Source organism: Micromonospora sp. NPDC047670, assembly GCF_043204915.1.
Classification (GTDB): domain Bacteria; phylum Actinomycetota; class Actinomycetes; order Mycobacteriales; family Micromonosporaceae; genus Micromonospora.
The window spans coordinates 65192-90947 of the sequence record NZ_JBIDDA010000012.1 but is presented as its reverse complement, the minus strand read 5'-3'; the positions used below and the strand labels follow the sequence as shown (position 1 = coordinate 90947).

Annotated in this window: 30 protein-coding genes and 1 pseudogene; 16 read left to right on the top strand and 15 right to left on the bottom strand. The window is 72.8% G+C overall.

Going from position 1 to position 25756, the window contains the following annotated elements; genetic code table 11:
* Position 1 precedes the first annotated feature (1 nt).
* The 5 genes from ACGF7U_RS24805 to ACGF7U_RS24785 form a co-directional block, all read right to left on the bottom strand.
* Positions 2-418 (bottom strand): CBS domain-containing protein, encoded by a 417-nt coding sequence (locus tag ACGF7U_RS24805; RefSeq protein ID WP_393110438.1) that lies wholly within the window; start codon positions 416-418, stop codon positions 2-4.
* 133 nt (positions 419-551) lie between these two features.
* Entirely contained in the window at positions 552-992 is a 441-nt protein-coding gene (locus ACGF7U_RS24800; protein WP_393110436.1) for a PPOX class F420-dependent oxidoreductase, read from the bottom strand.
* Positions 993-1124: 132 nt separating this feature from the next.
* Entirely contained in the window at positions 1125-2150 is a 1026-nt protein-coding gene (locus tag ACGF7U_RS24795) for an aspartate-semialdehyde dehydrogenase (protein WP_393110434.1), read from the bottom strand.
* A gap of 260 nt (positions 2151-2410) precedes the next feature.
* Positions 2411-3757: a M16 family metallopeptidase gene (locus ACGF7U_RS24790; protein ID WP_393110432.1), complete on the bottom strand. Its 1347-nt coding sequence runs from the start codon at positions 3755-3757 to the stop codon at positions 2411-2413.
* The gene (locus ACGF7U_RS24785) at positions 3757-5049 is read right to left on the bottom strand and encodes a M16 family metallopeptidase (protein ID WP_393110430.1); all 1293 of its coding nucleotides are present in this window, start codon (positions 5047-5049) and stop codon (positions 3757-3759) included. Before ACGF7U_RS24785 ends, ACGF7U_RS24790 begins: the two co-directional genes overlap by 1 nt.
* An 88-nt stretch (positions 5050-5137) precedes the next feature.
* On the opposite strand from ACGF7U_RS24785, the gene ACGF7U_RS24780 reads away from it, so the two are divergent.
* A complete protein-coding gene (locus ACGF7U_RS24780) occupies positions 5138-5878 on the top strand; it encodes a phosphodiesterase (RefSeq protein ID WP_393110428.1) in 741 nt (246 codons plus the stop codon).
* A gap of 287 nt (positions 5879-6165) precedes the next feature.
* On the opposite strand, the pseudogene ACGF7U_RS24775 reads toward ACGF7U_RS24780, so the two are convergent.
* Positions 6166-6623: pseudogene (locus ACGF7U_RS24775) on the bottom strand (alkaline phosphatase PhoX); the annotation flags it as partial.
* 257 nt (positions 6624-6880) lie between these two features.
* On the opposite strand from ACGF7U_RS24775, the gene ACGF7U_RS24770 reads away from it, so the two are divergent.
* From ACGF7U_RS24770 to ACGF7U_RS24760, 3 genes are all read left to right on the top strand, one after another.
* The gene (locus ACGF7U_RS24770; RefSeq protein ID WP_393110426.1) at positions 6881-7978 is read left to right on the top strand and encodes a 3-deoxy-7-phosphoheptulonate synthase; all 1098 of its coding nucleotides are present in this window, start codon (positions 6881-6883) and stop codon (positions 7976-7978) included.
* A 364-nt stretch (positions 7979-8342) separates the two neighbouring features.
* Positions 8343-8582 carry a hypothetical protein gene (locus tag ACGF7U_RS24765; RefSeq protein ID WP_393110424.1) on the top strand — a complete coding sequence of 80 codons (240 nt, stop codon included), beginning with the start codon at positions 8343-8345 and terminating at the stop codon, positions 8580-8582.
* A gap of 95 nt (positions 8583-8677) precedes the next feature.
* On the top strand, positions 8678-8887 hold the full coding sequence (locus tag ACGF7U_RS24760) for a hypothetical protein (protein WP_393110422.1): 210 nt from the start codon (positions 8678-8680) through the stop codon (positions 8885-8887).
* Between the two features lie 67 nt (positions 8888-8954).
* Here the strand turns inward: ACGF7U_RS24760 and ACGF7U_RS24755 are convergent, their stop codons facing one another.
* Genes ACGF7U_RS24755 through ACGF7U_RS24745 form a run of 3 tightly spaced genes read right to left on the bottom strand, consistent with a single transcriptional unit; the run spans position 8955 to position 10174 of the window.
* Complete coding sequence (locus ACGF7U_RS24755; protein ID WP_393110420.1) at positions 8955-9494, bottom strand: DUF1360 domain-containing protein; 540 nt, start codon at positions 9492-9494, stop codon at positions 8955-8957.
* Between the two features lie 36 nt (positions 9495-9530).
* On the bottom strand, positions 9531-9851 hold the full coding sequence (locus ACGF7U_RS24750; protein WP_393110418.1) for a hypothetical protein: 321 nt from the start codon (positions 9849-9851) through the stop codon (positions 9531-9533).
* A complete protein-coding gene (locus ACGF7U_RS24745; protein WP_393110416.1) occupies positions 9851-10174 on the bottom strand; it encodes a DUF6158 family protein in 324 nt (107 codons plus the stop codon). Before ACGF7U_RS24745 ends, ACGF7U_RS24750 begins: the two co-directional genes overlap by 1 nt.
* A gap of 122 nt (positions 10175-10296) precedes the next feature.
* Between ACGF7U_RS24745 and ACGF7U_RS24740 the strand changes: the two genes are divergently transcribed.
* A complete protein-coding gene (locus ACGF7U_RS24740; protein ID WP_393110414.1) occupies positions 10297-10713 on the top strand; it encodes a hypothetical protein in 417 nt (138 codons plus the stop codon).
* A 27-nt stretch (positions 10714-10740) separates the two neighbouring features.
* The gene (locus ACGF7U_RS24735) at positions 10741-11070 is read left to right on the top strand and encodes a DUF3817 domain-containing protein (RefSeq protein ID WP_393110412.1); all 330 of its coding nucleotides are present in this window, start codon (positions 10741-10743) and stop codon (positions 11068-11070) included.
* Positions 11071-11075: 5 nt separating this feature from the next.
* On the opposite strand, the gene ACGF7U_RS24730 is transcribed toward ACGF7U_RS24735, so the two are convergent.
* On the bottom strand, positions 11076-11603 hold the full coding sequence (locus tag ACGF7U_RS24730; RefSeq protein ID WP_393110410.1) for a DUF6232 family protein: 528 nt from the start codon (positions 11601-11603) through the stop codon (positions 11076-11078).
* 490 nt (positions 11604-12093) lie between these two features.
* On the opposite strand from ACGF7U_RS24730, the gene ACGF7U_RS24725 reads away from it, so the two are divergent.
* A complete protein-coding gene (locus ACGF7U_RS24725; protein ID WP_393110408.1) occupies positions 12094-13068 on the top strand; it encodes an NlpC/P60 family protein in 975 nt (324 codons plus the stop codon).
* 72 nt (positions 13069-13140) lie between these two features.
* Here the strand turns inward: ACGF7U_RS24725 and ACGF7U_RS24720 are convergent, their stop codons facing one another.
* The 3 genes from ACGF7U_RS24720 to ACGF7U_RS24710 all read right to left on the bottom strand — a co-directional run bounded on the left by ACGF7U_RS24720 (position 13141) and on the right by ACGF7U_RS24710 (position 16493).
* Entirely contained in the window at positions 13141-14130 is a 990-nt protein-coding gene (locus tag ACGF7U_RS24720; RefSeq protein ID WP_176737563.1) for an RNA polymerase sigma factor RpoD/SigA, read from the bottom strand.
* A 495-nt stretch (positions 14131-14625) separates the two neighbouring features.
* Complete coding sequence (gene murQ, locus ACGF7U_RS24715) at positions 14626-15582, bottom strand: N-acetylmuramic acid 6-phosphate etherase (RefSeq protein WP_393110406.1); 957 nt, start codon at positions 15580-15582, stop codon at positions 14626-14628.
* Positions 15579-16493: a MurR/RpiR family transcriptional regulator gene (locus tag ACGF7U_RS24710; protein WP_091103696.1), complete on the bottom strand. Its 915-nt coding sequence runs from the start codon at positions 16491-16493 to the stop codon at positions 15579-15581. The genes murQ and ACGF7U_RS24710 overlap by 4 nt, the downstream gene beginning before the upstream one ends.
* A gap of 257 nt (positions 16494-16750) precedes the next feature.
* Here ACGF7U_RS24710 and ACGF7U_RS24705 point away from each other — a divergent pair, with 257 nt between their 5' ends.
* Positions 16751-17443 (top strand): SDR family NAD(P)-dependent oxidoreductase, encoded by a 693-nt coding sequence (locus ACGF7U_RS24705; protein WP_393110405.1) that lies wholly within the window; start codon positions 16751-16753, stop codon positions 17441-17443.
* Positions 17444-17456: 13 nt separating this feature from the next.
* Here ACGF7U_RS24705 and ACGF7U_RS24700 read toward each other — a convergent pair whose 3' ends face one another.
* Positions 17457-18188, bottom strand: coding sequence for a dTMP kinase (locus tag ACGF7U_RS24700; RefSeq protein ID WP_393110403.1), 732 nt, complete (start codon positions 18186-18188; stop codon positions 17457-17459).
* 157 nt (positions 18189-18345) lie between these two features.
* Between ACGF7U_RS24700 and ACGF7U_RS24695 the strand changes: the two genes are divergently transcribed.
* The 5 genes from ACGF7U_RS24695 (at position 18346) to ACGF7U_RS24675 (ending at position 20773) form a co-directional block, all read left to right on the top strand.
* Positions 18346-18930: a nucleotidyltransferase gene (locus ACGF7U_RS24695; RefSeq protein WP_393110401.1), complete on the top strand. Its 585-nt coding sequence runs from the start codon at positions 18346-18348 to the stop codon at positions 18928-18930.
* Complete coding sequence (locus ACGF7U_RS24690) at positions 18927-19202, top strand: hypothetical protein (RefSeq protein ID WP_393110399.1); 276 nt, start codon at positions 18927-18929, stop codon at positions 19200-19202. Before ACGF7U_RS24695 ends, ACGF7U_RS24690 begins: the two co-directional genes overlap by 4 nt.
* A 9-nt stretch (positions 19203-19211) precedes the next feature.
* Entirely contained in the window at positions 19212-19988 is a 777-nt protein-coding gene (locus ACGF7U_RS24685) for a metallophosphoesterase (RefSeq protein ID WP_393110397.1), read from the top strand.
* Positions 19979-20122, top strand: a complete 144-nt coding sequence (locus tag ACGF7U_RS24680; protein WP_167179460.1) for a GPGG-motif small membrane protein — start codon at positions 19979-19981, stop codon at positions 20120-20122. Before ACGF7U_RS24685 ends, ACGF7U_RS24680 begins: the two co-directional genes overlap by 10 nt.
* A 156-nt stretch (positions 20123-20278) precedes the next feature.
* Positions 20279-20773 carry a TspO/MBR family protein gene (locus ACGF7U_RS24675; protein WP_393110396.1) on the top strand — a complete coding sequence of 165 codons (495 nt, stop codon included), beginning with the start codon at positions 20279-20281 and terminating at the stop codon, positions 20771-20773.
* A 495-nt stretch (positions 20774-21268) separates the two neighbouring features.
* Here the strand turns inward: ACGF7U_RS24675 and ACGF7U_RS24670 are convergent, their stop codons facing one another.
* Positions 21269-22045, bottom strand: a complete 777-nt coding sequence (locus ACGF7U_RS24670; RefSeq protein WP_393110394.1) for a peptidoglycan DD-metalloendopeptidase family protein — start codon at positions 22043-22045, stop codon at positions 21269-21271.
* Between the two features lie 248 nt (positions 22046-22293).
* Here ACGF7U_RS24670 and ACGF7U_RS24665 point away from each other — a divergent pair, with 248 nt between their 5' ends.
* The 3 genes from ACGF7U_RS24665 to ACGF7U_RS24655 all read left to right on the top strand — a co-directional run bounded on the left by ACGF7U_RS24665 (position 22294) and on the right by ACGF7U_RS24655 (position 25719).
* On the top strand, positions 22294-23634 hold the full coding sequence (locus ACGF7U_RS24665; protein ID WP_393110392.1) for an ABC transporter substrate-binding protein: 1341 nt from the start codon (positions 22294-22296) through the stop codon (positions 23632-23634).
* Positions 23635-23699: 65 nt separating this feature from the next.
* Positions 23700-24749, top strand: a complete 1050-nt coding sequence (locus ACGF7U_RS24660) for a carbohydrate ABC transporter permease (protein WP_393110390.1) — start codon at positions 23700-23702, stop codon at positions 24747-24749.
* 1 nt (position 24750) lies between these two features.
* Complete coding sequence (locus tag ACGF7U_RS24655) at positions 24751-25719, top strand: carbohydrate ABC transporter permease (protein ID WP_393110388.1); 969 nt, start codon at positions 24751-24753, stop codon at positions 25717-25719.
* The last annotated feature ends 37 nt before the right edge of the window (positions 25720-25756 follow it).

The following is a 25756-nucleotide window of genomic DNA, read 5'->3' as shown; positions in this document are numbered from 1 at the left end:
GTCAGTTGTTCGGTTCGTCGGCGCTGATGTCGGCGAGCACCGACTGCGGTTCCCGCTCCACGGCGAGGTCACCCATCGAGACCAGGCCGACGAGCCGTCCGTCGTCGATGACCGGCAACCGGCGGACGGCGTAGGTCCGCATCAGGTCGGCGGCGGCCACCGCGTCGTCGTACTGACTCACCGTGATCACGTCCTTGCTGGTGATCCGGTTGAGCGGGGTCGAGTTCGGGTCCATGTTCTCCGCCACGCCCCGGACCGTGATGTCCCGGTCCGTCACGATCCCGACGACATCGTCGCCATCGGTCACCACCACGTCGCCGATGGCGCTGTCGCGCATTTCCTGCGCCGCGGCGGTCAGCGTGTCGTTGCCGTCCATCGTCACCAACCGGGTCGTCATGAACTCTCCGACCGTTGTCATGGTGCTCCCCTCTCGGTGTCGGCACCGGCCGTCTACCCGCCGGCCGGGCGGGGTAACGCGGTGCGGTCCGGGGGGAGCCACCTGGTCGACGGCCGGATCCAGCCGCGGGGCCGCGACCGGATCGCGGGCCGGATCAGCCGCGTGGCGGGATGCCGTAGAGGCGTTCGACGTGCAGCCGGAGCACGAGGCGGCGCTCGGCGACCATCGCCCGCCGGTAGTCGGCCCAGTCCGGGTGCTCGCCCTGGATCGCGCGGTAGAGGTCGACCAGCTCCGCCACGGTCTCGTCGTCCGGGTCGGCGGCCACCGGCGTCAGCTCGGCGCGCGCCTCCGCCACCGCGTACGCCCAGCCGTCCTCGCTGCTGACGTGGAAGCTGGCCCGGGGGTCGCGGCGCAGGTTGGCTGTCTTCGCCCGGCCGTCGGTCACCGACACCCGGATCACGGCGGACTCCGGGTCGAAGGCGTAGATGACGGTGGAGAGCTGCGGCGGCCCGTCCCGCCGGAGGGTCGCCAGCACCCCCAGCCGGTGTCCCGCGACCAGGTTCGCCAACGCCCGCCGGGTCTCGTCGTCCGCCACGGCAACCTCCCGTTCGACCCCTCACGCCGCCCCCATCGAACCACGGCGTACGGCCGCTGGCACGCCCCCGCGTACCCCGGACCGGACGGGCCCCCGCCGCGAACCGGCGGGGGCCCGTCGCGCGCGCGTCGGTCAGCGGCGCTCGGCGGCGACCAGCTCGGCGATCTGCACGGCGTTCAGCGCGGCGCCCTTGCGCAGGTTGTCGTTGGAGCAGAACAGGGCGAGCCCGTGCTCGACGGTCTCGTCGACGCGGATCCGGCCGACGTAGGTCGGGTCCTGGCCGGCGGCCTCGAGCGGCGTCGGCACGTCGCTCAGCGCGACGCCGGGGGCGCCGTCGAGCAGCTCGCGGGCCCGCTGCGGGGTGACGGGGCGGGCGAACCGGGCGTTGATCTGCAACGAGTGGCCGGTGAAGACGGGCACCCGCACGCAGGTGCCGGAGACCTTCAGCCCGGGGATCTCCAGGATCTTGCGGCTCTCGTTGCGCAGCTTCTGCTCCTCGTCGGTCTCGAAGGAGCCGTCGTCGACGATCGAGCCGGCGAGCGGGAGCACGTTGAACGCGATCGGCCGGGCGAACGAGCGGGGGGCGGGGAACTCCACGGCCGCGCCGTCGAAGGTGAGCCCGGCGGCGTGCTCGGCGACCTTGCGGACCTGCTCGTCCAGCTCGGCCACGCCGGCCAGCCCGGCGCCGGAGACCGCCTGGTAGGTCGAGACGACCAGGGCGACCAGCTCCGCCTCGGCGTGCAGCGGGCGCAGCACCGGCATCGCGGCCATCGTGGTGCAGTTCGGGTTGGCGATGATCCCCTTGGGGCGTACGGCGGCGGCGTGCGGGTTGACCTCGGCGACGACCAGCGGCACCTCGGGGTCCATGCGGAACGCCGAGGAGTTGTCGATGACGACGGCGCCCGCCGCGGCGACCCGGGGCGCGAGTTCCTTCGCGGTGCCCTTGCCGGCCGAGAAGAGCACGATGTCGAGCCCGGAGTAGTCGGCGGTGGCCGCGTCCTCCACGGTCACCTCGCCGCCGCGGAAGGGCAGGGTGCGCCCGGCCGACCGGGCCGAGGCGAACAACCGCACCTGCTCCGCCGGGAACTCCCGCTCCGCCAGCACCTGCCGCATCACGCCACCGACCTGGCCGGTGGCCCCCACAATGCCGATCCTCATGCCCGCGAGGCTACCCAGCCCGCCGACCCGACCGGGAACGCTTTCCCACCGCCCGGGCGGGCGGGGGGCCGGCTCGGGCGGTGGCGCCGGTCACGCCCGGGGTGGGGCGGGGCCGGAACGACGCCGCCGATCGGCCCGGCCGCCCGGAAGAACCACCGCTCCCCGGGTCGCCCCGCCGGAGCATTCGCGTCGGCCCGGCCGCGGGCGGGACGGCCCGCGGCCGGGGCGGCGCGATCCAGATCACACCGCCTGGGCACCGGTCAGGAGGCGTGGTCGACCAGGTCGCCCAGGCCGGTGGCGGTGAGCTCGTCGCGGATCACGGCGGCGTCGCCCTCCACCACCAGGGTGAGCGCCTCCGGGTGCAGGTGCGCGGCGGCGGCCGCGGAGACCTGCGCCACGTCGGCGGCGAGCAGCGACTCCCGCAGCCGGGCGTGGTAGTCGTCCGGCAGGTCGTGCACGACCAGGGTGGTCAGCGCCGAGGCGATCGCCCGGGGGCTCTGCAGCTCGACGGAGAGCTGGCCGGCCCGCCAGGAGCGCGCCACCGCCAGTTCCTCCCCGGTCACCCCGGTCTCCTGGGTACGGGTGATCTCGCCGACCGCCTCGACCAGGGCCGGCGCGGTGACCGCCGTCTGCACGCCGGAGCTGACCGCGAACCGGCCGAACCGGCGCGACGAGGCGAAGTCGCCCCGGATGCCGTACGTGTAGCCGCGCACCTCGCGGATCAGGTGGTTGAGCCGGGAGGTGAACGCCCCGCCGAGCACCGTGCCGGCGAGGGTCATCGGCACGTGGTCGGGGTGGGCGCGGTGCGGCGACGGGTGGCCCAGCCGCAGCGTGGACTGCACCGAGCCGGGGCGGTCCACCAGGATGATGCGCCGGCCGGGGCGGGTCGCCACCTCGATCGGGCCGCCGCGGTCGACCGGCCCGCCGCCGGTGCCGGCGAACGCCGTCGCGCCGAGCGCGTCCAGGTCGAGCCGGTCCAGGTCGCCGGCGACGACCAGCGTGCCGGGGCGGATGAACCACTCGGAGTGGAAGACGGTGACGTCCTCGACGTCCAGCCCCGCCACCGAGTCGGGGTCGCCGTACATGGGGCGGCCCCAGCGGTTCTCCGCGCCGAACAGGTCCGCGCGCAGCGCCGCGTCGGCGCGGGGACCGGGGTTGGCCCAGTCCATCCGCAGCGCGGTCGCCTCGTCGTCGCGGACCCGCCGGACGTCGTCCGGATCCAGCTTCGGGGTGCGGACCGCCTCGGCGAGCAGCTCCACGGCGGCGCTCAGCCGCTCCACCGGCACCTGCACGCTGACCTGGAACGAGTCCCAGTCCAGCCCGGTCACCAGCTCGGTGCCGAGCGCCTCGATCGCCAGCGCGTACGCGGTCGCGTCCCGCTGCGCGGTCCCCTCCTCCAGCGCCTTGGCGAGCACCCCGCCGAGCCCCTCCTTACCGGTCGGCTCGCGCCCGGCGCCCGCGTCGAGCAGCAGCAGCGCCACGGCGAGGTTCTGCCCGGGCAGGTGTGCGGCGACCACCTGGCCGCCGGCCACCGTGCGGCGGACCACCTGCGGGAACCGGTAGGGGCGGGCAACGCCCGGCCCGGGACGGTCGGTGATCAGCGTCATCAGGGCTTCTCCTCGGGCAGGTAGGTCAGGGTCACCCGGTCGTCGGCGGCGAGCACCTCGGCGGCGGTCTCGGCGATCTGCTCGGCGGTCACCGCGAGCCAGGCCGGCAGCCGCTCGGCGGCCTTCGCCGGGTCGCCGAACTGGGTGGCGTAACGCCCGAGCGTGTCCGCCCGGCCGTCCACGGTGGACATCTGCCGCCACCACATGGTGGTGAGCAGGGACTTGGCCCGGTCCAGCTCGGCGGCGGTCACCGGCACGGTGGCCAGTTCGTCGACCACCTCGGCCAGCCCGGCGGCCAGGCGCTCGCCGCTGATGCCGGGGCGGGCCGTGGCGGTGGCGATCAGCGGCGCGGGGGCGTGCGCCAGGTCCACCCCGTACGCGCCGACGAGGTCCGGCTGGGCGATCCGCTCCCCGTCGGCGAGGCGCTGGTAGAGGCGGCTGCCCCGGCCGCTGCCCAGCACGGTGGCGAGCACGGTCACCACGTCGTAGCCGGTGCTGCCGAAGGCGTGGGTGCGGTGCGCGACGTAGACGCGGGGCGCCGGGACGTCGCCGGTGACCGTCTCCACGGCCGGTCGCCCGGCCGCCGGGACCGTCCGGCAGTCGGGCGCGGGCGGGATGTCCTCGCGGGGCGGGATCGCGCCGAAGTACTTGTCGGCCAGCGCGAAGACCTCGGCGGCGGAGGCGTCGCCCACCACGGTCAGCACCGCGTTGTTGGGCGCGTAGTACGTCCGGTGGAACGCCTGGAAGGTGGCCAGGTCGGCGGCGTTCAGGTCGGCCATCGACCCGATCGTGGCGTGGTGGTACGGGTGCCCCGGCGGATAGAGCAGCGGCAGCAGCCGGAGCCAGGCGTCACCGTAGGGGACGTTCTCGTAGCGTTGGCGCCGCTCGTTCTTCACCACGTCGCGCTGGTTGTCCAGCGTCTCCTGGGTCAGCGCCGGGACCAGGCCGCCCATCCGGTCCGCCTCCAGCCAGAGCGCCAGCTCCAGGTGCTCGGCCGGGACGGTCTCGAAGTAGTTGGTGCGGTCCGGGTTGGTGGTGGCGTTGAGCGAGCCGCCCGCACCCTGCACCAGCTTCATGTGCTCGGTCTTCGCCACGTTGACCGAGCCCTCGAACATCAGGTGCTCGAAGAGGTGGGCGAAGCCGGTCTGCCCCGTGGGCTCGTGCCGGGAGCCGACGTCGTACCAGAGGTTCACGGCGACCGCGGGCGCCGTGCGGTCCTCGCTCACCACCACGCGCAGGCCGTTGTCCAGTCGGGTCGTCTCGATGGGCCAGGGGTAACCGCTGTCGGGCATGGCACGACGCTATCCGATCAGGCGGGCCGGACGGGACACGCCGCTCGCGGCGAGGCATCGACCGTCCACGGCCGGGTACGGGGTGAGGATGCCGCCTGCCGCCACCGTGACCGACCGGGCCGCCGTCGCGGTCGACCGCGCGACCGCCGCCCTGACCCGGCTGCGCCGGGCCCGCCTGCTGCACCCCGCGGGCCGCTCCTTCACCGGCGAGGTGACCGTGTGGGGTGCGCCGGGGCCGCCGACCGGGGTTGCGCTGTTGGACGCCCCGGGGCGCTTCCCGGCGACCGTTCGCCTCTCCAAGGGGGTGCCCACGCCGGGCAGTTGGCCGGACGTGCTGGGCCTGGCCGTGCGGCTGCACCGGGACTCCGGCCGGCCGTTCGACCTGCTCGTCAGTTCCAGCGGGGCCCCGCCGGTGCTGCGGAACCTGCCGCTGCCCCGGCGTCGCTTCGCCGGGACGTACAGCACCATCATGTCGTTCCGGGCCGGCCGGCGGCGGCTGTTCCTGGCCGCGCTGGCCGACCCGGAGTCGCCCGACCTGGGCCGCAGTCTGGCGGAGGTGGCCGCCGCCGCCCGGGCGGACGCGCCGCGGCTGGTGCTTGCGGTCGCGTCCGCGGTCGGGCCGTGGCGGCCGTTCGGTCAGGTCAGCCTCGGTGACCAGCTCAGCGCCCGGGAGGACGCCGCGCTGGCCTTCGACCCGGTCGGCAACCTGCCGCCGGGGCTGCGGGCGGCGGGCCCGATCGCCTGGCTGCGGAAGCACACCTATCCAGCCTCGCAGCGGGCGCGCGGGGCCCGGGTTCAGTCGGGCGGCTCGATGGGGGTCACCGTCTGATCGGAGGTGCGCCGCTCCAGGACGGTGTCCGGCGCGGCGTTGCGGTCCTCCTCCCGGATGTCCGACTCCTCGAGGATGGCGTCCGCCTGCGCCTGTGGGTCGTCGCTGCCGACCGCCGCCTCCTCGGGCAGCAGGTGGGCGCGGGACTCCACCCGTTCCTGGTCGCTCTGCTCGTGACTCATGCCCGCCCACATACCCCGCGGGCGCGTCGGGCACGCCCGCCCGGTCGCGGCCGGTGCCGCCCCCGTCGCGGGGCCACCGGCGCCCGGCCGCGACCGTGGCGCGGCGGCGGAGAGGTCGCCCCAGGTAATCGGCCGGAACCGGTAGAAGCAGCCGCTGGTCTCGTCCTCCGTCAGGTAGACGACCCGGCGGTCCGGGTCGCAGGCGGCGGCCTCGTGGGTGAAGCGCCCCATCGCCGCGCGCCGCACGCCGGCCCGGTCGCCCTGCGGCCAGGTCTCGTAGACGTAGCCCCGGCTGACCTCCTCGCCGGAGAGCCGGGTCCCCCAGGGGGTCGCGCCGCCGGCGCAGTTGCGGTTGGTGTTCGACAGGATCCGGTACGCGGAGGCGATGCTGCCGTCGGCGGCGAAGCGCACCGCGGAGGCCCGCCGGCGGTGGCGATCCCGGAGTTCGAGACGTAGATCCAGCCGGTGCCGGCGGCGAAGCAGGCACCGCCGTCGGGCGCGTCGTGCCAGGTGTACGACGTGCCGGGCACCGCCTGCCGGGAGCGGGCGATCACCCGGCTGGTGATTACATCGACTCAGGTAAACGTGGCGGGAGCGTTTTCCGACGACCGGGTGGACCCTGCCGGGCCGTCGGGTACGCTGGGCCGCGTGACGCGTTCGTATCGATGGTTTAGGCAGCCGGCTCGCACGCCGGTGACTTCACCATGATCTGACGTCACCGCCATCGAGCCGGCCGGGCAGGAGCTTTCGTTCCTGCCCTTTTGCGTACGAGCAGCCGGCTCGACCCGGGCACCGGCCCCGGGGCACGGTCGGCGGAAGGATGCCCACCGTGACGACCCCGGAGACCGATCGGGTCAGCGATCAGCGGATCGACCGCGTCGTGCCGCTGACCACCCCCGCCCTGCTGCACCACGAGCTGCCCCTGGACGACACGCTCGCCTCGGCCGTGCTGACCGGCCGGCGCGCCGTCGGCCGGGTGCTGGACCGCGCCGACGACCGCCTGCTGGTGGTGGTCGGCCCCTGCTCGGTGCACGACCCGGCCGCCGCGCTCGACTACGCCCACCGGCTCCGCGCCGCCGCCGACCGGGTCGCCGACGACCTGCTGGTGGTGATGCGGGTCTACTTCGAAAAGCCGCGCTCCACCGTGGGCTGGAAGGGCCTGATCAACGATCCGGGGCTGGACGGCTCCGGCGACGTCAACGCGGGCCTGCGCACCGCCCGGGCGCTCCTGCTCGACGTGCTGCGCCTGGGCCTGCCGGTGGGCTGCGAGTTCCTCGACCCGATCACCCCGCAGTACATCGCCGACACGGTGGCCTGGGGCGCCATCGGCGCGCGGACGGTGGAGAGCCAGGTGCACCGGCAGCTCGCCTCCGGCCTGTCGATGCCGATCGGCATGAAGAACCGCCCGGACGGCAGCATCGGCACGGCCGTGGACGCGATCCGGGCCGCCGGCGTGCCGCACGTCTTCCCCGGCATCGACGTCTCCGGCACCCCGGCGATCATGCACACCCGGGGCAACGCCGACGGGCACCTCGTCCTGCGCGGCGGCGGCGGCCGGCCCAACTACGACGCGGAGTCGGTGGCCGGCGCGCTGGAGCTGCTGCGGGCGGCCGGCCTGCCCGAGCGCCTGGTGGTGGACGCGAGCCACGCCAACAGTGGCAAGGACCACCGCAACCAGCCGAAGGTCGCGGCGGACGTGGCCGCCCAGCTCGCCGCCGGGCAGCGCGGCATCGTCGGGATCATGCTGGAGAGCTTCCTGCTCGCCGGCCGCCAGGACCTCGACCCGACCCGCGAGCTGACCTACGGCCGGTCGGTCACCGACGCGTGCATCGGCTGGGAGACCACCGAGGAGGTCCTGGCCGACCTGGCCGCCGCCGTCCGCACCCGGCGCCGGACCCCCGCCCCCACCCCCGCCTGACCGGCGCACCCGCGGGACGGGGCGGGGAGCGGACAGCGCCGCCCCCGGGCCTTGTGGGCTCGGGGGCGGCGCTGGTGTCGGTGTGCAGGTCGCCTCTCGGCGAGTGGCGCGACGCGGCTCCAGCCGGACGGTATTCCGCGAGGGCTATGTGGGTGAGGCCCGGGGACACTGGACACACCGACACCTCACTCAACGGACCACCCGCCCCCGCTGTTCCGGCTTAGCCCGTGACCGCCGCCACAGCCGGCGGCGGGCACGCGGGGAGCGTCCGGGAGCGGCCCGGCGCGGACGCGGCCCGGCGGCGTCGGCGAGGTCGGCGGCATGGTGACGTTTGACCGATTCGGTCGCGGGTAGCTGACCCGACGTGACCGACGACGCACCCGTGACCGAGGCGCCCGCGACCGACGAGCCGGACACCCGGCGCCTCGACGACCTGCTCGAGGACCTCTACCACGGCCAGGAGCGGATCAGCCAGGCGGATATCTACCGCCGGGCCGTCGCCGCGGAACTGCCCGCGCAGCTCCTCACCCGGATCGCCGCGCTGCCCGAGGGCGAGTACGCGGTCGACGAGGCGGCCGACCTGCTCGGCGGATCGGTCACCTGACGGCCCCCGGCGGCCCCGCGCGGTCGGCCCGGGGCACCACCGCGGGCCGGCAGCCTCCCGGCGTCGGGCGGCCGACGAGGAGTAAGGAGAGCGACATGTCCCACCACGAGGAGCGGCACGACAAGCTGCCGGCGCTCGGTCAACCCCCCGAGGGCACGGACACCCTGCCGGAGCCTGACTTCGCCAACGAGCACGACCGTACCGCCGTGGACCGGGAGATCATCACCGGCGCGGACGACGACGAGCGGGAGCCGGAGGCGTCCCGGGGGTGGGCCGGCGAGGACCATGGCACGACCCCGACCTGACCGGTCGGGCGGACGCGACGAAGGGGGCCGGCACACCGCCGGCCCCCTTCGTGGTGTCGTCGCGTCCTCAGTCCTCGTCGTCGCGCCCGCCGCCCTCGGCGGCGCGCTGCGCCACCGCGTACGCCAACTGGAGGAAGTCCGAGGCGGCCACGGCCGTGAGCCCGGTGGCGACCAGCCGGGTCAGCCGGGGGGCGAGCACCAGCCCGCCGGTGAACCCCGTGGCCACCCAGACGGCGAGGCAGAACGGGCAGCTCAGCAACTCCCCGATCGCGTGCCGGGTGCTGCTGCCCTGGTCGCGGACCTGCTCGATCACCTCGCCGCTGCCGATGGGCCGGTCGTAGCGGGTGAACGGGGCGCGCAGCGGGCTGGTCACCGCGTCCTTGGCGAGCAGCCGGCTGAGCTTGTGGGTCGCGATGCCGAGCAGCACCACGTCCGCCGTGGCGGGCCGCTCGGGCACCTGCCGGCCGGTCGCCTTCACCAGCCCGGCGAGCGCCGCGGTCACCGCGGCATAGCTGCTCATCGACACCAGGTAGCCGCCGAGCGGCCGGTGCTCGTGCGGCGCGTAGGCCCGGCGTAACCGCGCCACCTTGTCCTTCACGTCGGTCACCCGGTCTCCTCGATTCCTCGGGTCGTGCGGCCCGGCTCAGCCGGCCTGCAGGTTGTCGGCCACCTCACGGGCGAGGCTGGCCAGGGCCTCGTCGGCCAGCCGGTCGGCGTCCGCCCCGCCGGTGAGGTCGAGCCGGGTCCGGGCCCCGCCCGCCTGTGCGGGCTCGACCCGGATCTCGGCGGACCAGTCACCGGCGGCGCTCCACCGCGCCCGCAGCTCCTCCGCGCTGATCTCCTCCGCCGGGCTGCCGTCCGCACGCAGCGGCTGGGGCAGCCAGGCCGACGCCCGGTCGGGGTCGGTGGCGGTGCTGAACACCACCTCCGGGGGCGCGGACATCCCGCGCTCGGCGTGCGCCATCAGGCGTCCCGGAGCCGGCTCGGGTCGACCTCGCGCCCGGGGTTCCGGGCGAGGTACTCGGTCTCCAGTTCCGCCGTGCGGCGCAGGTGATGGGCGAGCGCCGAGTCCGCCGCGTGCCGCAGGGTGTCCAGCCGCGTGCGGTGCAGGCTGTGCATCTCGCGGATCAGGTCCTCGTCGCCCAGCTCGGCGGGGTCGACGCCGAGCAGCTCGCCGTCGCCGTCCGCCTCGCTGGAGGCCATGTCGTGGACGTGGTCACCGTCCCACTCGGGCATCCGCTGCTCCGGGCTGCCGAACTCGTCCTGCCGTATCGATCCGGTCATCATCGCCCCCCTGGTCGTTTTGGGCTGGCGTCTACACGGTTGCCCACACGAGGTGGCACCAAACCAACCCGCCCGACTACGACACCGCGTCGGAGACCCCGGGCCGCCCCGGTACTCTCGATGCCATGAAGCGGCTCTGGACCCCGGCGTGGATCGCGCGCCACGTGGCCATGGTCGTGCTGGTCGTCGGCTTCCTGGGGCTGGGCTGGTGGCAGGTCAGCCGGGCCACCGCCGGCAACGCGATCAGCTGGGGCTACGCGGTCGAGTGGCCGATCTTCGCGGGCTTCGTGGTGTTCGTCTGGTGGCGCGAGGTCCGGCACGCGCTGCGCGGCCCGGAGGCACCCGCCGAGCGGGAGCCGACCGCCGCCGGGACGCGGGCCGCCGACGCCCCGACGCGTCCGGTCGTACGCCGACCCGTGCGGGTCGCCCGCGTGCCCGCGGCGGCCCACGGCGGTGAGGACGCCGACCTGGCCGCCTACAACCGCTACCTGCAATGGTTGAACGACAACCCGGGCGCCAAGCCCGGTGACTACCCCGGCTGAGGCCCGGGCGCGGAAGGACGGACGACGGTGGGCGCAGCCCTGACCCGGTACCGCGTGATCGCCTGGATCGTCGGCGTGGCGCTGATCCTGCTGGTCGTGATCGGCATGCCGATGAAGTACGGCTTCGACAATCCGATCCTGGTGGAGACCGTGGGCCAGGCGCACGGCTTCCTCTACATGCTCTACCTGGTGGCCGCGTTCGACCTGTCCCGCCGGGCCGGCTGGCCGCTGAAGCGGATGGTCCTGGTCATGCTGGCCGGCACGGTGCCGTTCGTCTCCTTCTACGCCGAGCGCCGGGTCAGCAACTGGGTGACCGCCGGGCGGGCCGAGCGCACCCCGGAGCCGGTCGCCGGCTGAGCCGGCTACCGGTTCGGCCGCCACGGGTCGGCCGAGGCGAGCGGGTCCGTCCAGCCGCCGTACCGGTTCATCTCCCGGGCCCGGCGCAGGGCCCGGGTGACCTGGCCGAACTGCCGTTCGTCGTCGCTGCTGAACAGGAGCACCTGCTCGCCCCGCCGCCGGCCCCACAGCTCGTACGCCGGCGGTCGCCACCGGTCCCCCACGACGGCGACCAGCACCGGCAGCAGGAACACGACGCCCAGGATGAGGTACGCGCCGGCGGTGAGCCGTTGCAGCCCGCCGGTGAAGCCGAGCAGCAGCCCGACGCCGCCGAGCATCGCGCCGGTGACCACGACGGCGCGGACGGCGACCCGGTCGTGCGGCCCGCGGGTGGTCTCCAGGTGGGTCAGCTCCCGCACCGGCCAACTGTTGCGTCCGACCGTGAACCGGTCGACCGTCACGATGATCCCGGGGCGGGCGTAGAGCAGCGTGTTCTTCCCGGCGGTCGCCCCCGGTGACCGCGTCTGTCGTGTCGTGGTGCTCTGAGGATTCACGGCTGCACCTCCCGCGGCTGGTGTGCCGGGATCGGCTCCCGCCGGCGGCTCGCATCACTGCCGATCGACGGGATTCCCGGCTCCGCGCCTCATTGTGTGGCGCACGTGCCAGCCGATACGCCGGTTTGCGTCCCCTCCTCGGCCGGCCGGGCGGCGCCGTCGCCGGGTACAGCCCGCCATGTCCGTCTTGTCGGTCATGGCGGACCGCCCTCCGCCGGCATGCGTCGAGAACGACGAAAGCCGCGGAACGCCTGAACGACGACAATCAGCGGGGGTTGCGACGGCGACGGCACACACGGTCACCGCCTTGATCGACACTTCCCGCCACTTTGCCAACATTCGCCCCTGCTTCAACTGCGGGTCACTCCCGCCACGGGTTACGTTGTGCGGGCCGGCCGGTCGACCGCCGTCCACCCGGACAGCACCGGCCCGGTGTCGCCGGGGGCGTCAGCAGCCCCGCGGCGACCGATGGGAGAGGAGCCTTCCGCTCTTGTCGTCCCTCAGGAACACGCTGCGCGCCCTGTTGGTCGCCGCGGTGTCGGCCATGTTGGTCGCGCCCGCGGTGCCGGTCCGGGCCGAACCGTCCCCCGCCGAGCTGACCCGGCGGATCGAGAAGTCCTCCACCGAGCTGGAGCACGTCGTCGAGGCGTACAACAAGCTCCGGGAGGAGATCAAGACGAACAAGGCCGCCGTGGCCCGGGTCCAGGACCGGATCGGTCCGCTGGAGGAGGAGACCGAGCGGAGCCGGGCGGACGTCGGCCAGTTGGCCGTGACCGCGTACAAGACCGGCAGCAACCTCACCACCGTCGACGCGCTGCTGCGCCCCGGCGGGTCGGAGAACCTGCTGGACCGCCTCGGCATGCTCGACCAGCTCACCCGGCAGCGCCAGGAGAAGATCGCGAACTTCACCGGCAACCAGCGCCGGCTGCTCGACGAGAAGACCCGGCTGGACGTCACGTTGAGCCGGCAGGCCGCCCAGGCCCGCGAGCTGAACGCCGCGAAGAAGCGGATCGAGGGCGACCTGGCCGAGCTCTACGAGCTGCGCCGCCAGGCGTACGGCCGGGCCACCGAGAAGCCCGCCGCCCGACCCGACAGCGCGGACGACGCGCCCGCGATCTCCGGCCGGGCCGGCGTCGCCGTCCGGTACGCCTACGGCGCGCTCGGCAAGCCGTACGTCTGGGGCGCCGACGGTCCGAACGGCTACGACTGCTCGGGCCTGACCTCGGCGGCGTGGCGAGCGGCCGGCAAGTCGCTGCCGCACAACACCCGGATGCAGTGGGGTGCGGTCGCGCACATCAGCCGGGCCGAGCTTCGCCCCGGCGACCTCGTCTTCTACAGCGGCCTCGGGCACGTCGGCCTCTACGTCGGCGGCGGCCAGGTCATCGATGCGCCGAGCGCCGGGCGCAACGTGCTCAAGCGGGGCATGAACCTGATGCCCATCCAGGGCTACGGGCGGGTGCGCTGACCGCACCCGGACACGGCGAACGGCCGGCGTCCCCCTATCGGACGCCGGCCGTTCGCCGTTTTTCCTACCGGCTCAGGCTGCCTGCAGCCCCTCGGCCCGGGCCAGCTCGCGGAGCCGGCCGAGCGCCTGGATCTCCAGCTGTCGGATCCGCTCCCGGGAGAGCGAGAACCGCGAGGCCACCTCGGTGAGGGAGTGCTCACGGCCGTCCTCCAGCCCGTAGCGGGCCCGCATGATGCCGGCCGACCGGTCGTCGAGGTGGTTGAGCAGGCCCTCGATCCGCTGCCGCTCCAGGCCGGTGAGGACGATCTCCTCCGGCGACGGGGCGTCGCTGTCGGCGACCAGGTCGCCGAGGTTGGTGTCGCCGTCGTCGCCGACCGGGGTGTCCAGCGAGACGGTGTCCTGCGACCAGCGGACCAGCTCGTTGACCCGCTCGACGGTGACCCCGAGGGCCGCCGCGATCTGCTCCGGCTCCGGGTCACTGCCCAGCTCGCGGGTGAGCTGCCGGGCCACGTTGCGCATCCGGTTGACGTCCTCGACCAGGTGCACCGGCAGGCGCACGGTGCGCTCCTGCTGGGCGATCGCCCGGCTGATGGCCTGGCGGATCCACCACGTCGCGTAGGTGGAGAACTTGTAGCCGCGCTCGTAGTCGAACTTCTCGACGGCCCGCACCAGGCCGGTGTTGCCCTCCTGGATCAGGTCCAGCATGGGCATGCCCGACCGCACGTAGCGGCGGGCGATCGAGACGACCAGCCGCAGGTTGGCCCGGATGAACAGGTCCTTGGCCCGCTCACCCTCGGCGACCAGCCGCTCCAGGTCCTCCCGGTCGACACCGGCGGGGACGCGGTCCTCGCCGAGCAGGTGCTCGGCGTAGAGGCCGGCCTCGATGGCCTTGGAGAGATCGACCTCCTTGGCGGCGTCCAGCAGTGGCGTCCGGGAGATCTCGTGAAGGTAGACGCCGACCAGGTCGCGCTCCTCGGCAACCTCGTCGGTTCGCATGCCGATGTTCTTGTCCACGTTGCCCACGGTCCCCTCGCTCGCGCCGGTTGCCCGGTTCCTTGCCATCCCCACGTCCATCAGCCCTCCCCCGTAACTTCCGCTGTGCCCGCCCGGTGCTGACCTACACAACAGATGAGACGCGTTGGGGATTCCATGTCGTGAGTCGAAAGTGTCACGAATGCCTGATAATCCGCTGAGAGCACGGTCCATGTTTGCTGTCAGCACCCCGTGTGGCTGCTCTCCGGTGGGCACCACGAACGGTCGGCGGATCGACGCGTCGCCGTCCCCCGGTTTATGGCAACACCGCCCGCCCCGGTGACACAGCGACCCGGCTCACCGCCGCGCTGCGATCTCGGTCACTGCCGGATACGCGCCGGTGGACCGGTCGGTTCATCCACGCCCGTGGTAATACCCCACGCCCAGGTGAACAATCCGCGCCCCGGATCTATGCCCGGCACGTGACGGGGCCCGCAGCAGACGGCGAACGACGGGGTGCCGGGTGAGCCGGGTGACGGACCGGGGACGTGGGGTGAGGCCGGCGGGTGGGGGCGGGCGCCGGGGTCAGGAGGCCAGGAGGGCCAGGGCGCCGCGGACCTGGTCGGCGGAGCGGGCGAGGGCGGCCCGCGCGGCCGACACCTCCGCCCCGGAGACGAGCGAGACGAGCGCGGCCTTCATGTCGCCGTCGGCCTCGGCGAGGGCTCGTCGGCAGATCTCCTCCGAGCAGCCGGTGGCCTCCATCAGGATCGAGATCATCCGGCCCCGGAGCTTCGCGTTCGTGGCCACCATGTCGATCATGAGGTTCGAGTAGACCCGACCCAGTCGGACCATCACGGCCGTCGAGAACGTGTTGAGTACCAGCTTCTGCGCGGTGCCCGCCTTCATCCGGGTCGACCCGGTGACGACCTCGGGCCCCGTGTCCACCCCGATGAAGACGTCCACCGACCCGGCGGCCTCCGCCTCCGGGTTGGCGCAGAGCAGCACCGTCGAGGCCCCCTTGGCCCGGGACGCGGCGAGCGCCCCCAGGACGTACGGCGTGCGCCCGCTCGCGGCGAGCCCGACCACGAGGTCGCCGGCCCGTACACACTCGGCGGCCTCGGCCGCGCCGCCCCGGTCGTCGTCCTCCGCGTCCTCGACGGCCCGCCACATGGCCTCCGGTCCGCCGGCGATGTGCGCGCAGAACCAGTGCCGGGGGGAGTTGAAGGTGGGCGCGAGCTCGGCGGCGTCGAGCACGCCGAGCCGGCCGGACGTGCCGGCCCCGAAGTAGTGCACCCGGTGACCGGCACGCAGCGCGGCCACCGCCAGGTCCACCGTCGCGGCGATCTCGTCCAGGACGTCCGCGACCGCGCCGGGGACCCGCCGGTCCGCCTCGTTGATCACCTCGAGGACGTCCCGGGTCGACATCAGGTCGAGGTCGACGCTGTGCGGGTTGCGCCGCTCCGTCGGGGCGCCGACCCGGATCACCGGCCGGGCCGACACCGCAGCCGTCACGTCGTGGGGTTCCACCGCGCCGGTCGTCATGCCCGCCTCCGTCCCGAGCCGACCCGGTGCGACTGGACCGCCTCGGCGGTCGCCTCGAGTGCCTTCCTGGCCCGCGACCGGTTGCGCGCGGCCACCCCGACGAATAGGCAGTCGACCACGGTGAGCTGGGCCAGCCGGCTCGCCATCGCGCCGGAACGGTAGGTGGTCTCGCGGGCCGCCGTGGTGAGCACGAAGTCGGCCACCTCCGTGATCGGCGAGCGGGGGAAGTTGGTCAGCGCCACCGTGGCCGCGCCCCGGGCCCGGGCCTGCTCCAGCACCTCGATGACGTCCGACGTCGTGCCGGTGTGCGAGATGCCGACCGCGACGTCACCCCGACCGAGCAGCGCGGCCGACGTCAGCGCTGTGTGCACGTCCGGGAAGTAGAAGGCGGTGCGGCCGATGCGGTGCAGCTTCTGCTGGAAGTCCGAGGCGACGAAGCCGCTCGCGCCGGCGCCGTAGACGTCGATCCGTCCGGCGCCCGCGATGGCCTCGACGACCTGCTCGCAGATCGCCGGATCGAGCTGCTCGGCCGTCTCCTCGACGGCGCGCGCGTCGTTGAAGGCGATGGTCGCGATGATCTGGGCGAGGTCGGCGCCGGGCGGGATGTCGCCGCCGACGACCCGGGCGTCCGGTGGCTCGACCCGACGGGCGGCCTCGGCGGCGAGCCGGATCCGCAGTTGCGGGTAGCCGTCCATGCCGACCGACCGGCAGAACCGGATGACGGTCGCCTCGGATGTCTCGGCGGCGGTGGCGAGGTCGGTGATTGTCCGACGCGCGGCGTCGGCCGGGTCGGCGACGACCAGCCGGGCGACCCGCTGCTCGGCCGGCGACAACGACGGGAGCAGGCCGCTGATGTGGACGATCAGTCCACCCGGCTCGTGACTCGCAGAAATCTTCGGACTCTTCGCCACGGATGAAACTTACTTTCATGAGGCGTGAGCGTCAACCATGACTCCACGTGTTGGATAAAACACCGCCCGCCGGATCCCGGATCTGCCCAGCGTGCCACTCCCCCGTGCGGTCACCTCCCCCGGGAGGGCGGCTCAGCCGTGCCGGACGGTCGCCGGCGCCGGCCAGCGCCCCGCACAGACCATGCCAGCTTCCCGCCTTCCGCGACGCCCCGCCACCCCGGCCGGGCCCTGCCGCCCGGGCAACTAGCGTATGGCGCATGGCGGATCGGAGTGTGCTGGTCACCGGAGGAACAGGCGGGCTGGGCGGGGCGGTCACCGCCGCCTTCCTCGACGCGGGCTGGCGGGTGGTCGTACCCGGGCGGGAAAGATCGCCCTCGATGGAGACGGCAGCGGGCGGACCGGTCCGGCTGGTCGCGGACCTCACCGACCCGGCCGGCGCGGAGCGGGCGGTCGCAGCGGCCGCCGAGGACCCGTCGGCGCCGCTGCGGGCGGTGGTCAACCTCGTCGGCGGGTACGCCGGCGGCGGGCTGGTGCACGAGACCCCGGTCGAGGAGTTCGACCGGATGCTGACGCTCAACCTGCGGCCCACCTGGCTGGTCACCCGGGCGGCGCTGCCGCGACTGGTCGCGGCCGGCGGCGGCGCGGTGGTCTGCGTGTCCTCCCGCGCGGCCGTCGCCCCCTTCCCCGGCGCCGCGGGCTACGTGACCGCCAAGGCGGCGGTGCTCGCCTTCGCCAACGCGGTGGCGGTGGAGTACCGGGCGGCCAGGGTGCGCTGCAACACGGTGCTGCCGAGCGTCATCGACACCCCGGCGAACCGCGCGGCCCAGCCCACCGCCGACCACTCGCGCTGGGTCACGCCGGCCGACGTCGCGCCGGTGGTCCGCTTCCTCGCCTCGGACGAGTCGGCGCCGACCAGCGGCGCGAGCATCCCGGTCTACGGCCGCGCCTGACGCGCCGGGCCCGTCAGGCGGTCAGCCGGACGGCCGTGACCGGCTCCACGCCCGGTGCGGCCACCACCCCGGGGGCGGCCACGACGCGGGACCGGTCGTCGCGCCGGTCGGCGGCGGCGAGCCAACCGGCCAGGTGGGACCTGATCTGCCGGGACACCTCCTCCGGCGGACGCCCGGCGTCGACCACGACGAAGGTCGGGTATTCCGGGAGGGACCGGTACGCGGCGTCGGCGGCGGTCAGGTACTCCATACTCTCGTGGTCGGTGCCGCGCTGCTCGATCCGGCGGTACGCCTCGGCAGGATCGACGGCCAGCAGGAAGGTCACCTGCGGCCGCGGGAAGAGCCGGTAGCCCACCCGGGCGAGCCGCTCCCAGCGCCGGCCCCCGTGCGCCCGGATGCTCGCGTACTGGCAGGCGGAGTAGCGGTCCATGACCGCGATCCGGCCCGTCGCCAGGCGACCGAGCAGCGCGGCGGCGATGGCGAGCCAGCGCAGCACGGACTCCACGGCCAGCAGACCGCTGCGCCCCAGGAGGCGCTGGGCGTCCGGGCGGCCGAGGCGGTGCGCGACGCGGCCGAGCCAGCGCCGCCCGCCGGCGTTGCGGTGGTAGGTGGCGGGGTGGCCCGCCGCGGTGAGCGCGTCGGCGAGCCGGTGCGCCTGAGTGGTCTTGCCCGAGCCGTCGATGCCGATCAGGGCGACGGCGCGCAATCGGGCCCTGCCGCGCCGTGCCTCCGGTGATCTGGACACCTTGCCCAGGCTATCCGACCCACGCTCGCGTCCCCGGAGTTTTGTGCCGGCTCCTCCCGGTTGACCCCACCCGCGTCGCGTGCCAGGTGTGGCCCGCCACGATGCCGGGTACCGGAGTTGGATCAGCCGCCCACCAGTCAGACGACGGGAGATGCCAATGGCCGAGCGCGGGGACGAGAGCCTGGTGCACACGCTGAAGAAGGTCGCCGCCGTGCTCAAGCAGGAAGAGATTCCCTTCGCGCTCGGCGGCAGCTTCGCCGTGTACGCCCACGGCGGCCACTCCAGCGAGCACGACGTCGACTTCCTCATCCGGGAGGTCGACGTGGAGCGCGCCCTGGAGGCCCTGGTCGCGGCGGGGTTCACGGCCGAGCGCCCGCCCGAGGACTGGCTGGTCAAGGTCTTCGACGACGGGCGGATGGTCGACCTCATCCACCGGCCCATCGAGACGCCGGTGACCGAGGAGACGTTCGCCGACACGGTCGTACGGCCGGTCGACGCGATCCACATGCCGGTGCTCTCGGCCACCCAGTTGATGGTGCACAAGCTGCTCAGCTTCTCGCAGCACTACTGCGACTTCGCCCGGGGCCTGCCCCTGGCCCGCTCGCTGCGGGAGCAGATCGACTGGGAACGGGTACGCAAGGAGACGCAGCACTCGCCGTACGCCGAGGCGTTCCTGGTGCTGCTGGACCGGCTGGAAGTGGTGCCGCACTCCGGCACCCCGGAGGAAGAGGGGAAACCGTGACCGAGCACCGCGACGTCGCCACGGGGCCGCCCGACGAGTACGTCGAGGCGGAGATCCACCGGCTGCTCACCGAGGACCCGGACGTGGCCGAGCAGGGCATCACCGTGGTCCGCCGGGAACGCGGCCTCGTGCTCTACGGCGAGGTGGAGAGCCCGCACCGGCGGGAGGAGATCCTGCGGCGGGTGGCCGACCGCTTCCCGGACGTGCCGATCACCAGCGACATCGGGGTGATCCGCGCGCAGGCGCCCACGGAGATCGAGCAACTGCCCTGAGGAGGTTCCATGGTGATCCGGATCGCCGCCGTGGGTGACGTGCATCTGGACGAGGACGTGGTCGGCCGGTTCCGGCCGGCGCTGGAGGAGCTGCCCGAGCACGCCGACGTGCTGCTCCTCGCCGGGGACCTGACCCGGCACGGGACCGAGTCGGAGGCCCGGTGCGTGGCCACCGAGTTCGGCGGGCTGGGCGTGCCGGTGGTGACCGTGCTCGGCAACCACGACCACCAGTGCGACCAGGTGCCGCAGGTGGTCAAGGTGCTCGAGGACGCCGGGATCAGGGTCCTGGAGGGCGACGGCGTCGTGCTGGAGTGCGCCGGCGGACGGCTGGGCGTCGCCGGCGTCAAGGGGTTCGGCGGCGGGTTCGCCGGGCGCTGCGCCAGCGACTTCGGGGAGCCGGAGATGAAGGCGTTCGTCCGGACCACCACCCAGAGCGCGGACGCGCTGGGCGCGGCGCTGCGAGGGCTGGACTGCGACGTGCTGGTGGCGCTCACCCACTACTCTCCGGTGCCGGACACACTCGCCGGCGAGCCGCTGGAGATCTACCCCTTCCTGGGGTCGTACCAGCTCGGTCAGGCGATCGACTCGGCGCCGACCGCGCTGGCGCTGCACGGGCACGCGCACGCCGGCACCGAGCGGGGCACCACACCCGGCGGGGTACGCGTCCGCAACGTCGCCCACCCCGTGATCAAGCAGGCGTACAGCATCTTCCACCTGGGCGACGGCCTCGATCAACCGGAGGTTTCCCGCGTCGGCGGCTCGGGTACTCAGCAACCATGGAGCTGATTCTCTGGATTCTCGCAGTCGTACTCGTGGTCGCCGGCATTCTCGCGCTGTTCCGCCGGCAGATCCTGTGGGGCGTCGTCCTCATCGTGGTGGGCCTGCTGGTCGGGCCGGGTGGTGTGAGCATCTTCAGTTGACGTGGCGGCTAGACGCCGCCGACCGGGACCCGCCGGGGTCGTCGCGACCGGAAACTCCGTCCTCCCGACAGGAGGATCCGGACGCGACGACCCCGGCGCCGTGCTGTCCGGACGCCGATGAGGTTTAGCGGGCGCCCGAACGGAGACATCTCGACCATGGAGACATCTCGGCGCGAGCGGCGGACGGCCGGCGCACCGCGGTGGTGGGCCCTGCTCGGCTTCGGGGCGGCGGTCTTGGCCGCAGCGGCGATCGGCGGCCTCGGCGTACGCGGCACCTCGGCCGAGTACGCGAGCCTCGAACAGCCCTCCTGGGCCCCGCCGTCCTGGCTCTTCGGGCCGGTCTGGACGGCGCTCTACGCAATGATCGCGGTGGCCGGCTGGCTGGTCTGGCGGCGGGTCGGCTTCGGTCCGGCCCTCTGGGCCTGGATCGCGCAGCTGGTGCTCAACGCGGTCTGGACGCCGCTCTTCTTCGGCGCCGGCCGGTACGGCCTGGCGTTCGCCGAGATCCTGACGATGTGGGTGGCGATCGGGGTGACGGTCTTCCTCTTCTGGGAGGTGTCCCGCCCGGCGACGCTGCTGATGCTGCCCTACTGGGCGTGGGTCACGTTCGCCGCCGCGCTGAACTTCGCCATCTGGCGCCTCAACAGCTGACCCCGCGGAGACCGGCGACCGGAGACCAGAGACCGGAGACCAGCGACCAGAGACCGGAGACCAGCGACCGGAGACCGGAGACCGCGCCGGCCGAGCCGTGGTGGCCGGTGAGCCGGTCCGTTGGCAGAAGGCGGTGTCTTCTCGGTTCCGGTGGCGGTGGGTAGGGCCGGCACGACGCTGTCGAGCTGAGTCGTTTGCGACATCAGGCCGGTCGCTTGAATGATCGGATGCCCGCATCGTCGGGTGCCCAGGTCCGATGCCCGGCATCGCCGCATGCCCGCACCGCCGCATGCCCGCACCGCCGCATGCCCGCACCGCCGCCATGCCCGCACCGCCGCATGCCCGGCATCGTCGGGTGCCGAATCGTCTACGACATCAGCTCGACAGCGTTCCGTTTGCGCGTCCCGCGCCCGCCCGCCGAACGACCGCTCCGACGGTGCCGGGGCCCCGGCGCGGTGCCGGGGCCCCAGCGTGTGCCGGGGCCCCAGCGCGCGCTCAGCAGCGGGGCACGTTGGGGATGTAGCCGTCGTGGCCGGTGTATACGTAGGCGTCGGCGATGAAGCGGCCGCTGCCGATCCGGTCCCAGATCGAGCTGGTGCCGTAGGTGCCGGTGACGGTGGTGCCGCTGGTCTGGCACTGGATGGTCACCCGGGTGCCGTCCGCGACGGTGCCGACCGCCGCGTAGCCGGTGCCGGGGCCGGAGCGCACGGTCAGCGGGGTCCCGCTGGTGTCGACCGTGCCGGAGCCGGCACCGGCGCTGCCGCAGCCGTTGTCACTGGTGTACGTCTTCGTCCCCCAGTACAGGGCGAGCGCGCCGTTGAAGCGGACCTGGATGTCGCTGCCGTTGAGCCGCTGCTCGTAGTGCAGGTGCGGGCCGGTGGAGCCGCCGGTGCTGCCGACCCAGCCGATCACCTTGCCGTATCCGACGGTCTGGCCCACGGAGACGTTGAAGCCGTTGAGGTGGGCGTAGTAGGTGCTGTACCCGTTGCCGTGGTTGATCCGGACGTACTTGCCGTAGCTGGTCCCGCCCAGGTCAGTGACCCGGTCCACGGTGCCCGGCGCGCTGGCCACCACCGGGTCGCCGAGGTCGTCGGTGCGGTTGAAGTCCACCGCGTACGCCGGGCTGTGGCCGGTGCGCGTCTGGCCGGACCAGGACTGCCCGCAGGGGAACGGCACCTTGAACGTCGGAGCGGCCATCGCCGGGGCCGCCGGGAGCAGCACGCCCACCGCCAGCAGACCCGTCGCCAGCAGACCGAGCCATCGCTTACGCATCCATAACCTCCCATGTTGAAATCTTTCTATGACTACCCCCAGCGTGACAGAAATCGCCACCCCTGAAAAGATGCCGGCACCCCTAATGGGAGCGCGCCCACGCGGCAACGACAGGGTTTCCGGATTGTTACTCGGTCGTGTCCGGTCAGGGGTGGACCGGGCCGGATGCAAGCGCTTACATGTGGAGACGCCCATCGGACCGGCGCGGGTTCGACATCCCCCATGCGCCGGCAAGGAAGGAGAACGGCATGGCGTTTGCCAGATCACGCCAGGCTCTCGCGATCGCCGGCGTACTGGGGCTGGCGCTCAGCGCCACCGCTTGCGGCACCGGCGACGACAAGAAGAGTGACACCGCGGGCTCCGCGGAGTGCGCCGCATACGAGAAGTACGGCGACAACGACGGCAAGAAGGTCACGATCTACTCGTCGATCCGGGACATCGAGGCCGACCGGCTGGAGGAGTCCTGGAAGCAGTTCGAGAACTGCACCGGCATCGAGATCGACCACGAGGGCAGCGGCGAGTTCGAGGCCCAGCTCGGTGTCCGCGTCGACGGCGGCAACGCCCCCGACCTCGCGTTCATCCCGCAGCCCGGCCTGCTCAAGCGCTTCGCCGACTCGGGCAAGCTCAAGCCGGCCGGCGCCGAGACGAAGAAGACGGCCGAGGAGAACTACCCGGCCGACTGGCTGAAGTACAGCACCGTCAACGGTCAGTTCTACGGCGCCCCGCTCGGCTCGAACGTGAAGTCGTTCGTGTGGTACTCGCCGAAGACCTTCAAGGAGAAGGGCTGGACCGTCCCGACCACCTGGGACGAGCTGATCTCCCTGAGCGACAAGATCGCGGCGAGCGGCACCAAGCCGTGGTGCGTCGGCATCGAGTCCGGTGACGCCACCGGCTGGCCGGCCACCGACTGGATCGAAGACCTGATGCTGCGCACGCAGACCCCCGAGGTCTACGACCAGTGGACCACCCACGGCATCAAGTTCAACGACCCGAAGGTCGTCGAGGCCGTCGACAAGGCCGGCACCATCCTCAAGAACGAGAAGTACGTCAACGCCGGCTTCGGCGGCGTGAAGAGCATCGCCACCACCTCCTTCCAGGAGGCCGGCGTGCCGATCACCACCGGCAAGTGCGCCCTGCACCGGCAGGCGTCCTTCTACGCGAACCAGTGGCCGCAGGGCACCAAGGTGGCCGAGGACGGCGACGTCTTCGCCTTCTACTTCCCGGCCATCGACGCGACCAAGGGCAAGCCGGTGCTGGGCGGCGGCGAGTTCGTCGCGGCCTTCGCCGACCGTCCCGAGGTCCAGGCGGTGCAGACCTACCTGGCCTCCGGCGAGTACGCCAACAGCCGCGCCAAGATCGGCGACTGGGTGTCGGCGAACAACAAGCTCGACCTGGCCAACGTCGCCAACCCGATCGACAAGCTCTCCGTCCAGATCCTCCAGGACAAGAGCACGGTCTTCCGCTTCGACGGTTCCGACCTGATGCCGGCCACCGTCGGCGCGGGGACGTTCTGGAAGGGCATGGTCGACTGGATCAACGGCAAGGACACCGCGACGGTGCTCGGCGGCATCGAGAGCAGCTGGAAGTGATCTGAACCGGGGGGCCGGTCCGCGTGCGGGCCGGCCCCCCGGCAGATCCAGACCTGGGAGGGTCGATGGAGTTCGACTTCGCGGAGGAACAGCCGAAGTTCCTCATGCTGATGTACGGGCTGATCGCTTTCGTCGCGGTGGTGGGCGGTCTGCTCCTGCTCCTCGACGTGGTGCCGGCCTGGTTCGCCCGCCGCCGGGAGGCGCAGCTCGTCGCCGCCTCCGCGAGCGGCGCCCCGCTCCCCCGCCGGCGCAAGCCGCGGGAGGGCGTCTTCGCGCTCTTCTTCCTGCTGCCGACGCTGCTGCTGCTCACCATCGGGCTGGTGGTCCCGGCCATCCGCACGACGATGCTCTCGTTCATGGACGCGGGCAGCAACGACTGGGTGGGGCTGCGCAACTACGGTTGGATGTTCTCCGAGGACTCGATCGTCCGGGTCCTGGTCAACACGCTGATCTGGGTGCTCCTGGTCCCGTTGGTGGCCACCTCGTTCGGCCTGATCTACGCGGTGCTGGTGGACAAGGCCCGCTTCGAGGCGGTCGCCAAGTCGCTGATCTTCCTGCCGATGGCGATCTCCTTCGTCGGCGCCAGCATCATCTGGAAGTTCGTCTACGCGTACCGGGGTGACGGGCAGGAGCAGATCGGCCTGCTCAACCAGATCGTGGTCAGCCTCGGCGGCGAACCGAAGCAGTGGCTGCTCGAGTCGCCGCTGAACACGTTCCTGCTGATCGTGATCATGGTATGGATCCAGGCCGGCTTCGCGATGGTGGTGCTCTCCGCCGCCATCAAGGCCATCCCCGGCGACATCGTGGAGGCGGCCCGTCTCGACGGGGTGAGCCCGTGGCAGATGTTCTGGCAGATCACCATGCCGAGCATCCGGCCGGCGCTGATCGTGGTCGTGGTGACGCTGTCGATCGCCACCCTCAAGGTCTTCGACATCGTGCGGACGGCCACCAACGGCAACTACGAAACCAGCGTGATCGCCAACGAGATGTACAACCAGGCGTTCCGGTACGGCCAGAACGGGCAGGGCTCGGCGCTGGCGGTCGTCCTGTTCATCCTGGTGGTGCCGATCGTGATCTACCAGATCCGCAACCTCCGAGAGCAGCGGAAGGGCTGAGATGACCACCGCAACGCCCACCGTCGCCGCCGGCACGCAGAAGACCGACGGCCGCAAGTCCACCACCGCCGCCCGGGTGCGCAAGCGGCTGAACAGCCGTACCGCGACCCTCGTGTCGATCGTCATCGCGGTGCTCTGGACCGTTCCGACCTTCGGCCTGTTCATCTCGTCGTTCCGGCCGGAGGACCAGATCAAGAGCAGCGGGTGGTGGACCTTCTTCACCGACCCGCAGTTCACCTTCGAGAACTACCAGGAGGTGTTGTTCGGGCGCTCCTCGTCGTCCGGGCAGCTCGCCAGCTACTTCATCAACTCGCTGGCGATCACCATCCCGTCGGTGCTCTTCCCGCTCGCCTTCGCGGCCCTGGCCGCGTACGCGCTGGCCTGGATCAACTTCCGGGGGCGGGACTGGATGTACATCGCGATCTTCGCGCTGCAGATCGTGCCGCTGCAGATGGCCCTGGTGCCGCTGCTGAAGTTCTTCTCCACCGGGGTCACCATCGGCGGGGTCACCGTCATGCCGGCCTGGGACCTGGTCGACGAACAGAAGTTCGCGCAGGTGTGGTTCGCGCACACCTGCTTCGCGCTGCCGTTCGCCGTCTTCCTGCTGCACAACTTCATCTCGCAGCTCCCGGGGGACCTGATGGAGGCCGCCCGGGTCGACGGGGCCACCCACCCGAAGATCTTCCGCACCATCGTGCTGCCGCTGATCACCCCGGCGCTGGCCGCGTTCGGCATCTTCCAGTTCCTCTGGGTCTGGAACGACCTGCTGGTGGCGCTGATCTTCGCCGGTGGCGGCAACGAGACCGCACCGCTCACCGTCCGGCTGGCCGAGATGGCCGGCACCCGGGGCAACGAGTGGCAGCGGCTCACGGCCGGCGCGTTCGTCTCGATCGTCGTACCGCTGATCGTCTTCCTGTCCCTGCAGCGCTACTTCGTGCGGGGTCTGCTCGCCGGCAGCGTCAAGGGCTGACGCCGCTCCGCCGCCGCCGGTGACCCGGCGGCGGCGG

What these genes read in the sequence shown, in the direction of transcription:
- ACGF7U_RS24780 (WP_393110428.1), top strand. Translation starts at nt 5,138, where the DNA reads ATGCCGCCTGCCGCCACCGTGACCGACCGGGCCGCCGTCGCGGTCGAC.
- ACGF7U_RS24655 (WP_393110388.1), top strand. Translation starts at nt 24,751, where the DNA reads ATGACCACCGCAACGCCCACCGTCGCCGCCGGCACGCAGAAGACCGAC.
- ACGF7U_RS24705 (WP_393110405.1), top strand. Translation starts at nt 16,751, where the DNA reads ATGGCGGATCGGAGTGTGCTGGTCACCGGAGGAACAGGCGGGCTGGGC.
- ACGF7U_RS24675 (WP_393110396.1), top strand. Translation starts at nt 20,279, where the DNA reads ATGGAGACATCTCGGCGCGAGCGGCGGACGGCCGGCGCACCGCGGTGG.
- ACGF7U_RS24740 (WP_393110414.1), top strand. Translation starts at nt 10,297, where the DNA reads ATGAAGCGGCTCTGGACCCCGGCGTGGATCGCGCGCCACGTGGCCATG.
- ACGF7U_RS24720 (WP_176737563.1), bottom strand. Translation starts at nt 14,130, where the DNA reads ATGGCAAGGAACCGGGCAACCGGCGCGAGCGAGGGGACCGTGGGCAAC.
- ACGF7U_RS24805 (WP_393110438.1), bottom strand. Translation starts at nt 418, where the DNA reads ATGACAACGGTCGGAGAGTTCATGACGACCCGGTTGGTGACGATGGAC.
- ACGF7U_RS24680 (WP_167179460.1), top strand. Translation starts at nt 19,979, where the DNA reads ATGGAGCTGATTCTCTGGATTCTCGCAGTCGTACTCGTGGTCGCCGGC.
- ACGF7U_RS24745 (WP_393110416.1), bottom strand. Translation starts at nt 10,174, where the DNA reads ATGATGACCGGATCGATACGGCAGGACGAGTTCGGCAGCCCGGAGCAG.
- ACGF7U_RS24660 (WP_393110390.1), top strand. Translation starts at nt 23,700, where the DNA reads ATGGAGTTCGACTTCGCGGAGGAACAGCCGAAGTTCCTCATGCTGATG.
- ACGF7U_RS24695 (WP_393110401.1), top strand. Translation starts at nt 18,346, where the DNA reads ATGGCCGAGCGCGGGGACGAGAGCCTGGTGCACACGCTGAAGAAGGTC.
- ACGF7U_RS24795 (WP_393110434.1), bottom strand. Translation starts at nt 2,150, where the DNA reads ATGAGGATCGGCATTGTGGGGGCCACCGGCCAGGTCGGTGGCGTGATG.
- ACGF7U_RS24770 (WP_393110426.1), top strand. Translation starts at nt 6,881, where the DNA reads ATGCCCACCGTGACGACCCCGGAGACCGATCGGGTCAGCGATCAGCGG.
- ACGF7U_RS24685 (WP_393110397.1), top strand. Translation starts at nt 19,212, where the DNA reads ATGGTGATCCGGATCGCCGCCGTGGGTGACGTGCATCTGGACGAGGAC.
- ACGF7U_RS24790 (WP_393110432.1), bottom strand. Translation starts at nt 3,757, where the DNA reads ATGACGCTGATCACCGACCGTCCCGGGCCGGGCGTTGCCCGCCCCTAC.
- murQ (WP_393110406.1), bottom strand. Translation starts at nt 15,582, where the DNA reads ATGACGACCGGCGCGGTGGAACCCCACGACGTGACGGCTGCGGTGTCG.
- ACGF7U_RS24665 (WP_393110392.1), top strand. Translation starts at nt 22,294, where the DNA reads ATGGCGTTTGCCAGATCACGCCAGGCTCTCGCGATCGCCGGCGTACTG.
- ACGF7U_RS24670 (WP_393110394.1), bottom strand. Translation starts at nt 22,045, where the DNA reads ATGCGTAAGCGATGGCTCGGTCTGCTGGCGACGGGTCTGCTGGCGGTG.
- ACGF7U_RS24750 (WP_393110418.1), bottom strand. Translation starts at nt 9,851, where the DNA reads ATGGCGCACGCCGAGCGCGGGATGTCCGCGCCCCCGGAGGTGGTGTTC.
- ACGF7U_RS24785 (WP_393110430.1), bottom strand. Translation starts at nt 5,049, where the DNA reads ATGCCCGACAGCGGTTACCCCTGGCCCATCGAGACGACCCGACTGGAC.
- ACGF7U_RS24760 (WP_393110422.1), top strand. Translation starts at nt 8,678, where the DNA reads ATGTCCCACCACGAGGAGCGGCACGACAAGCTGCCGGCGCTCGGTCAA.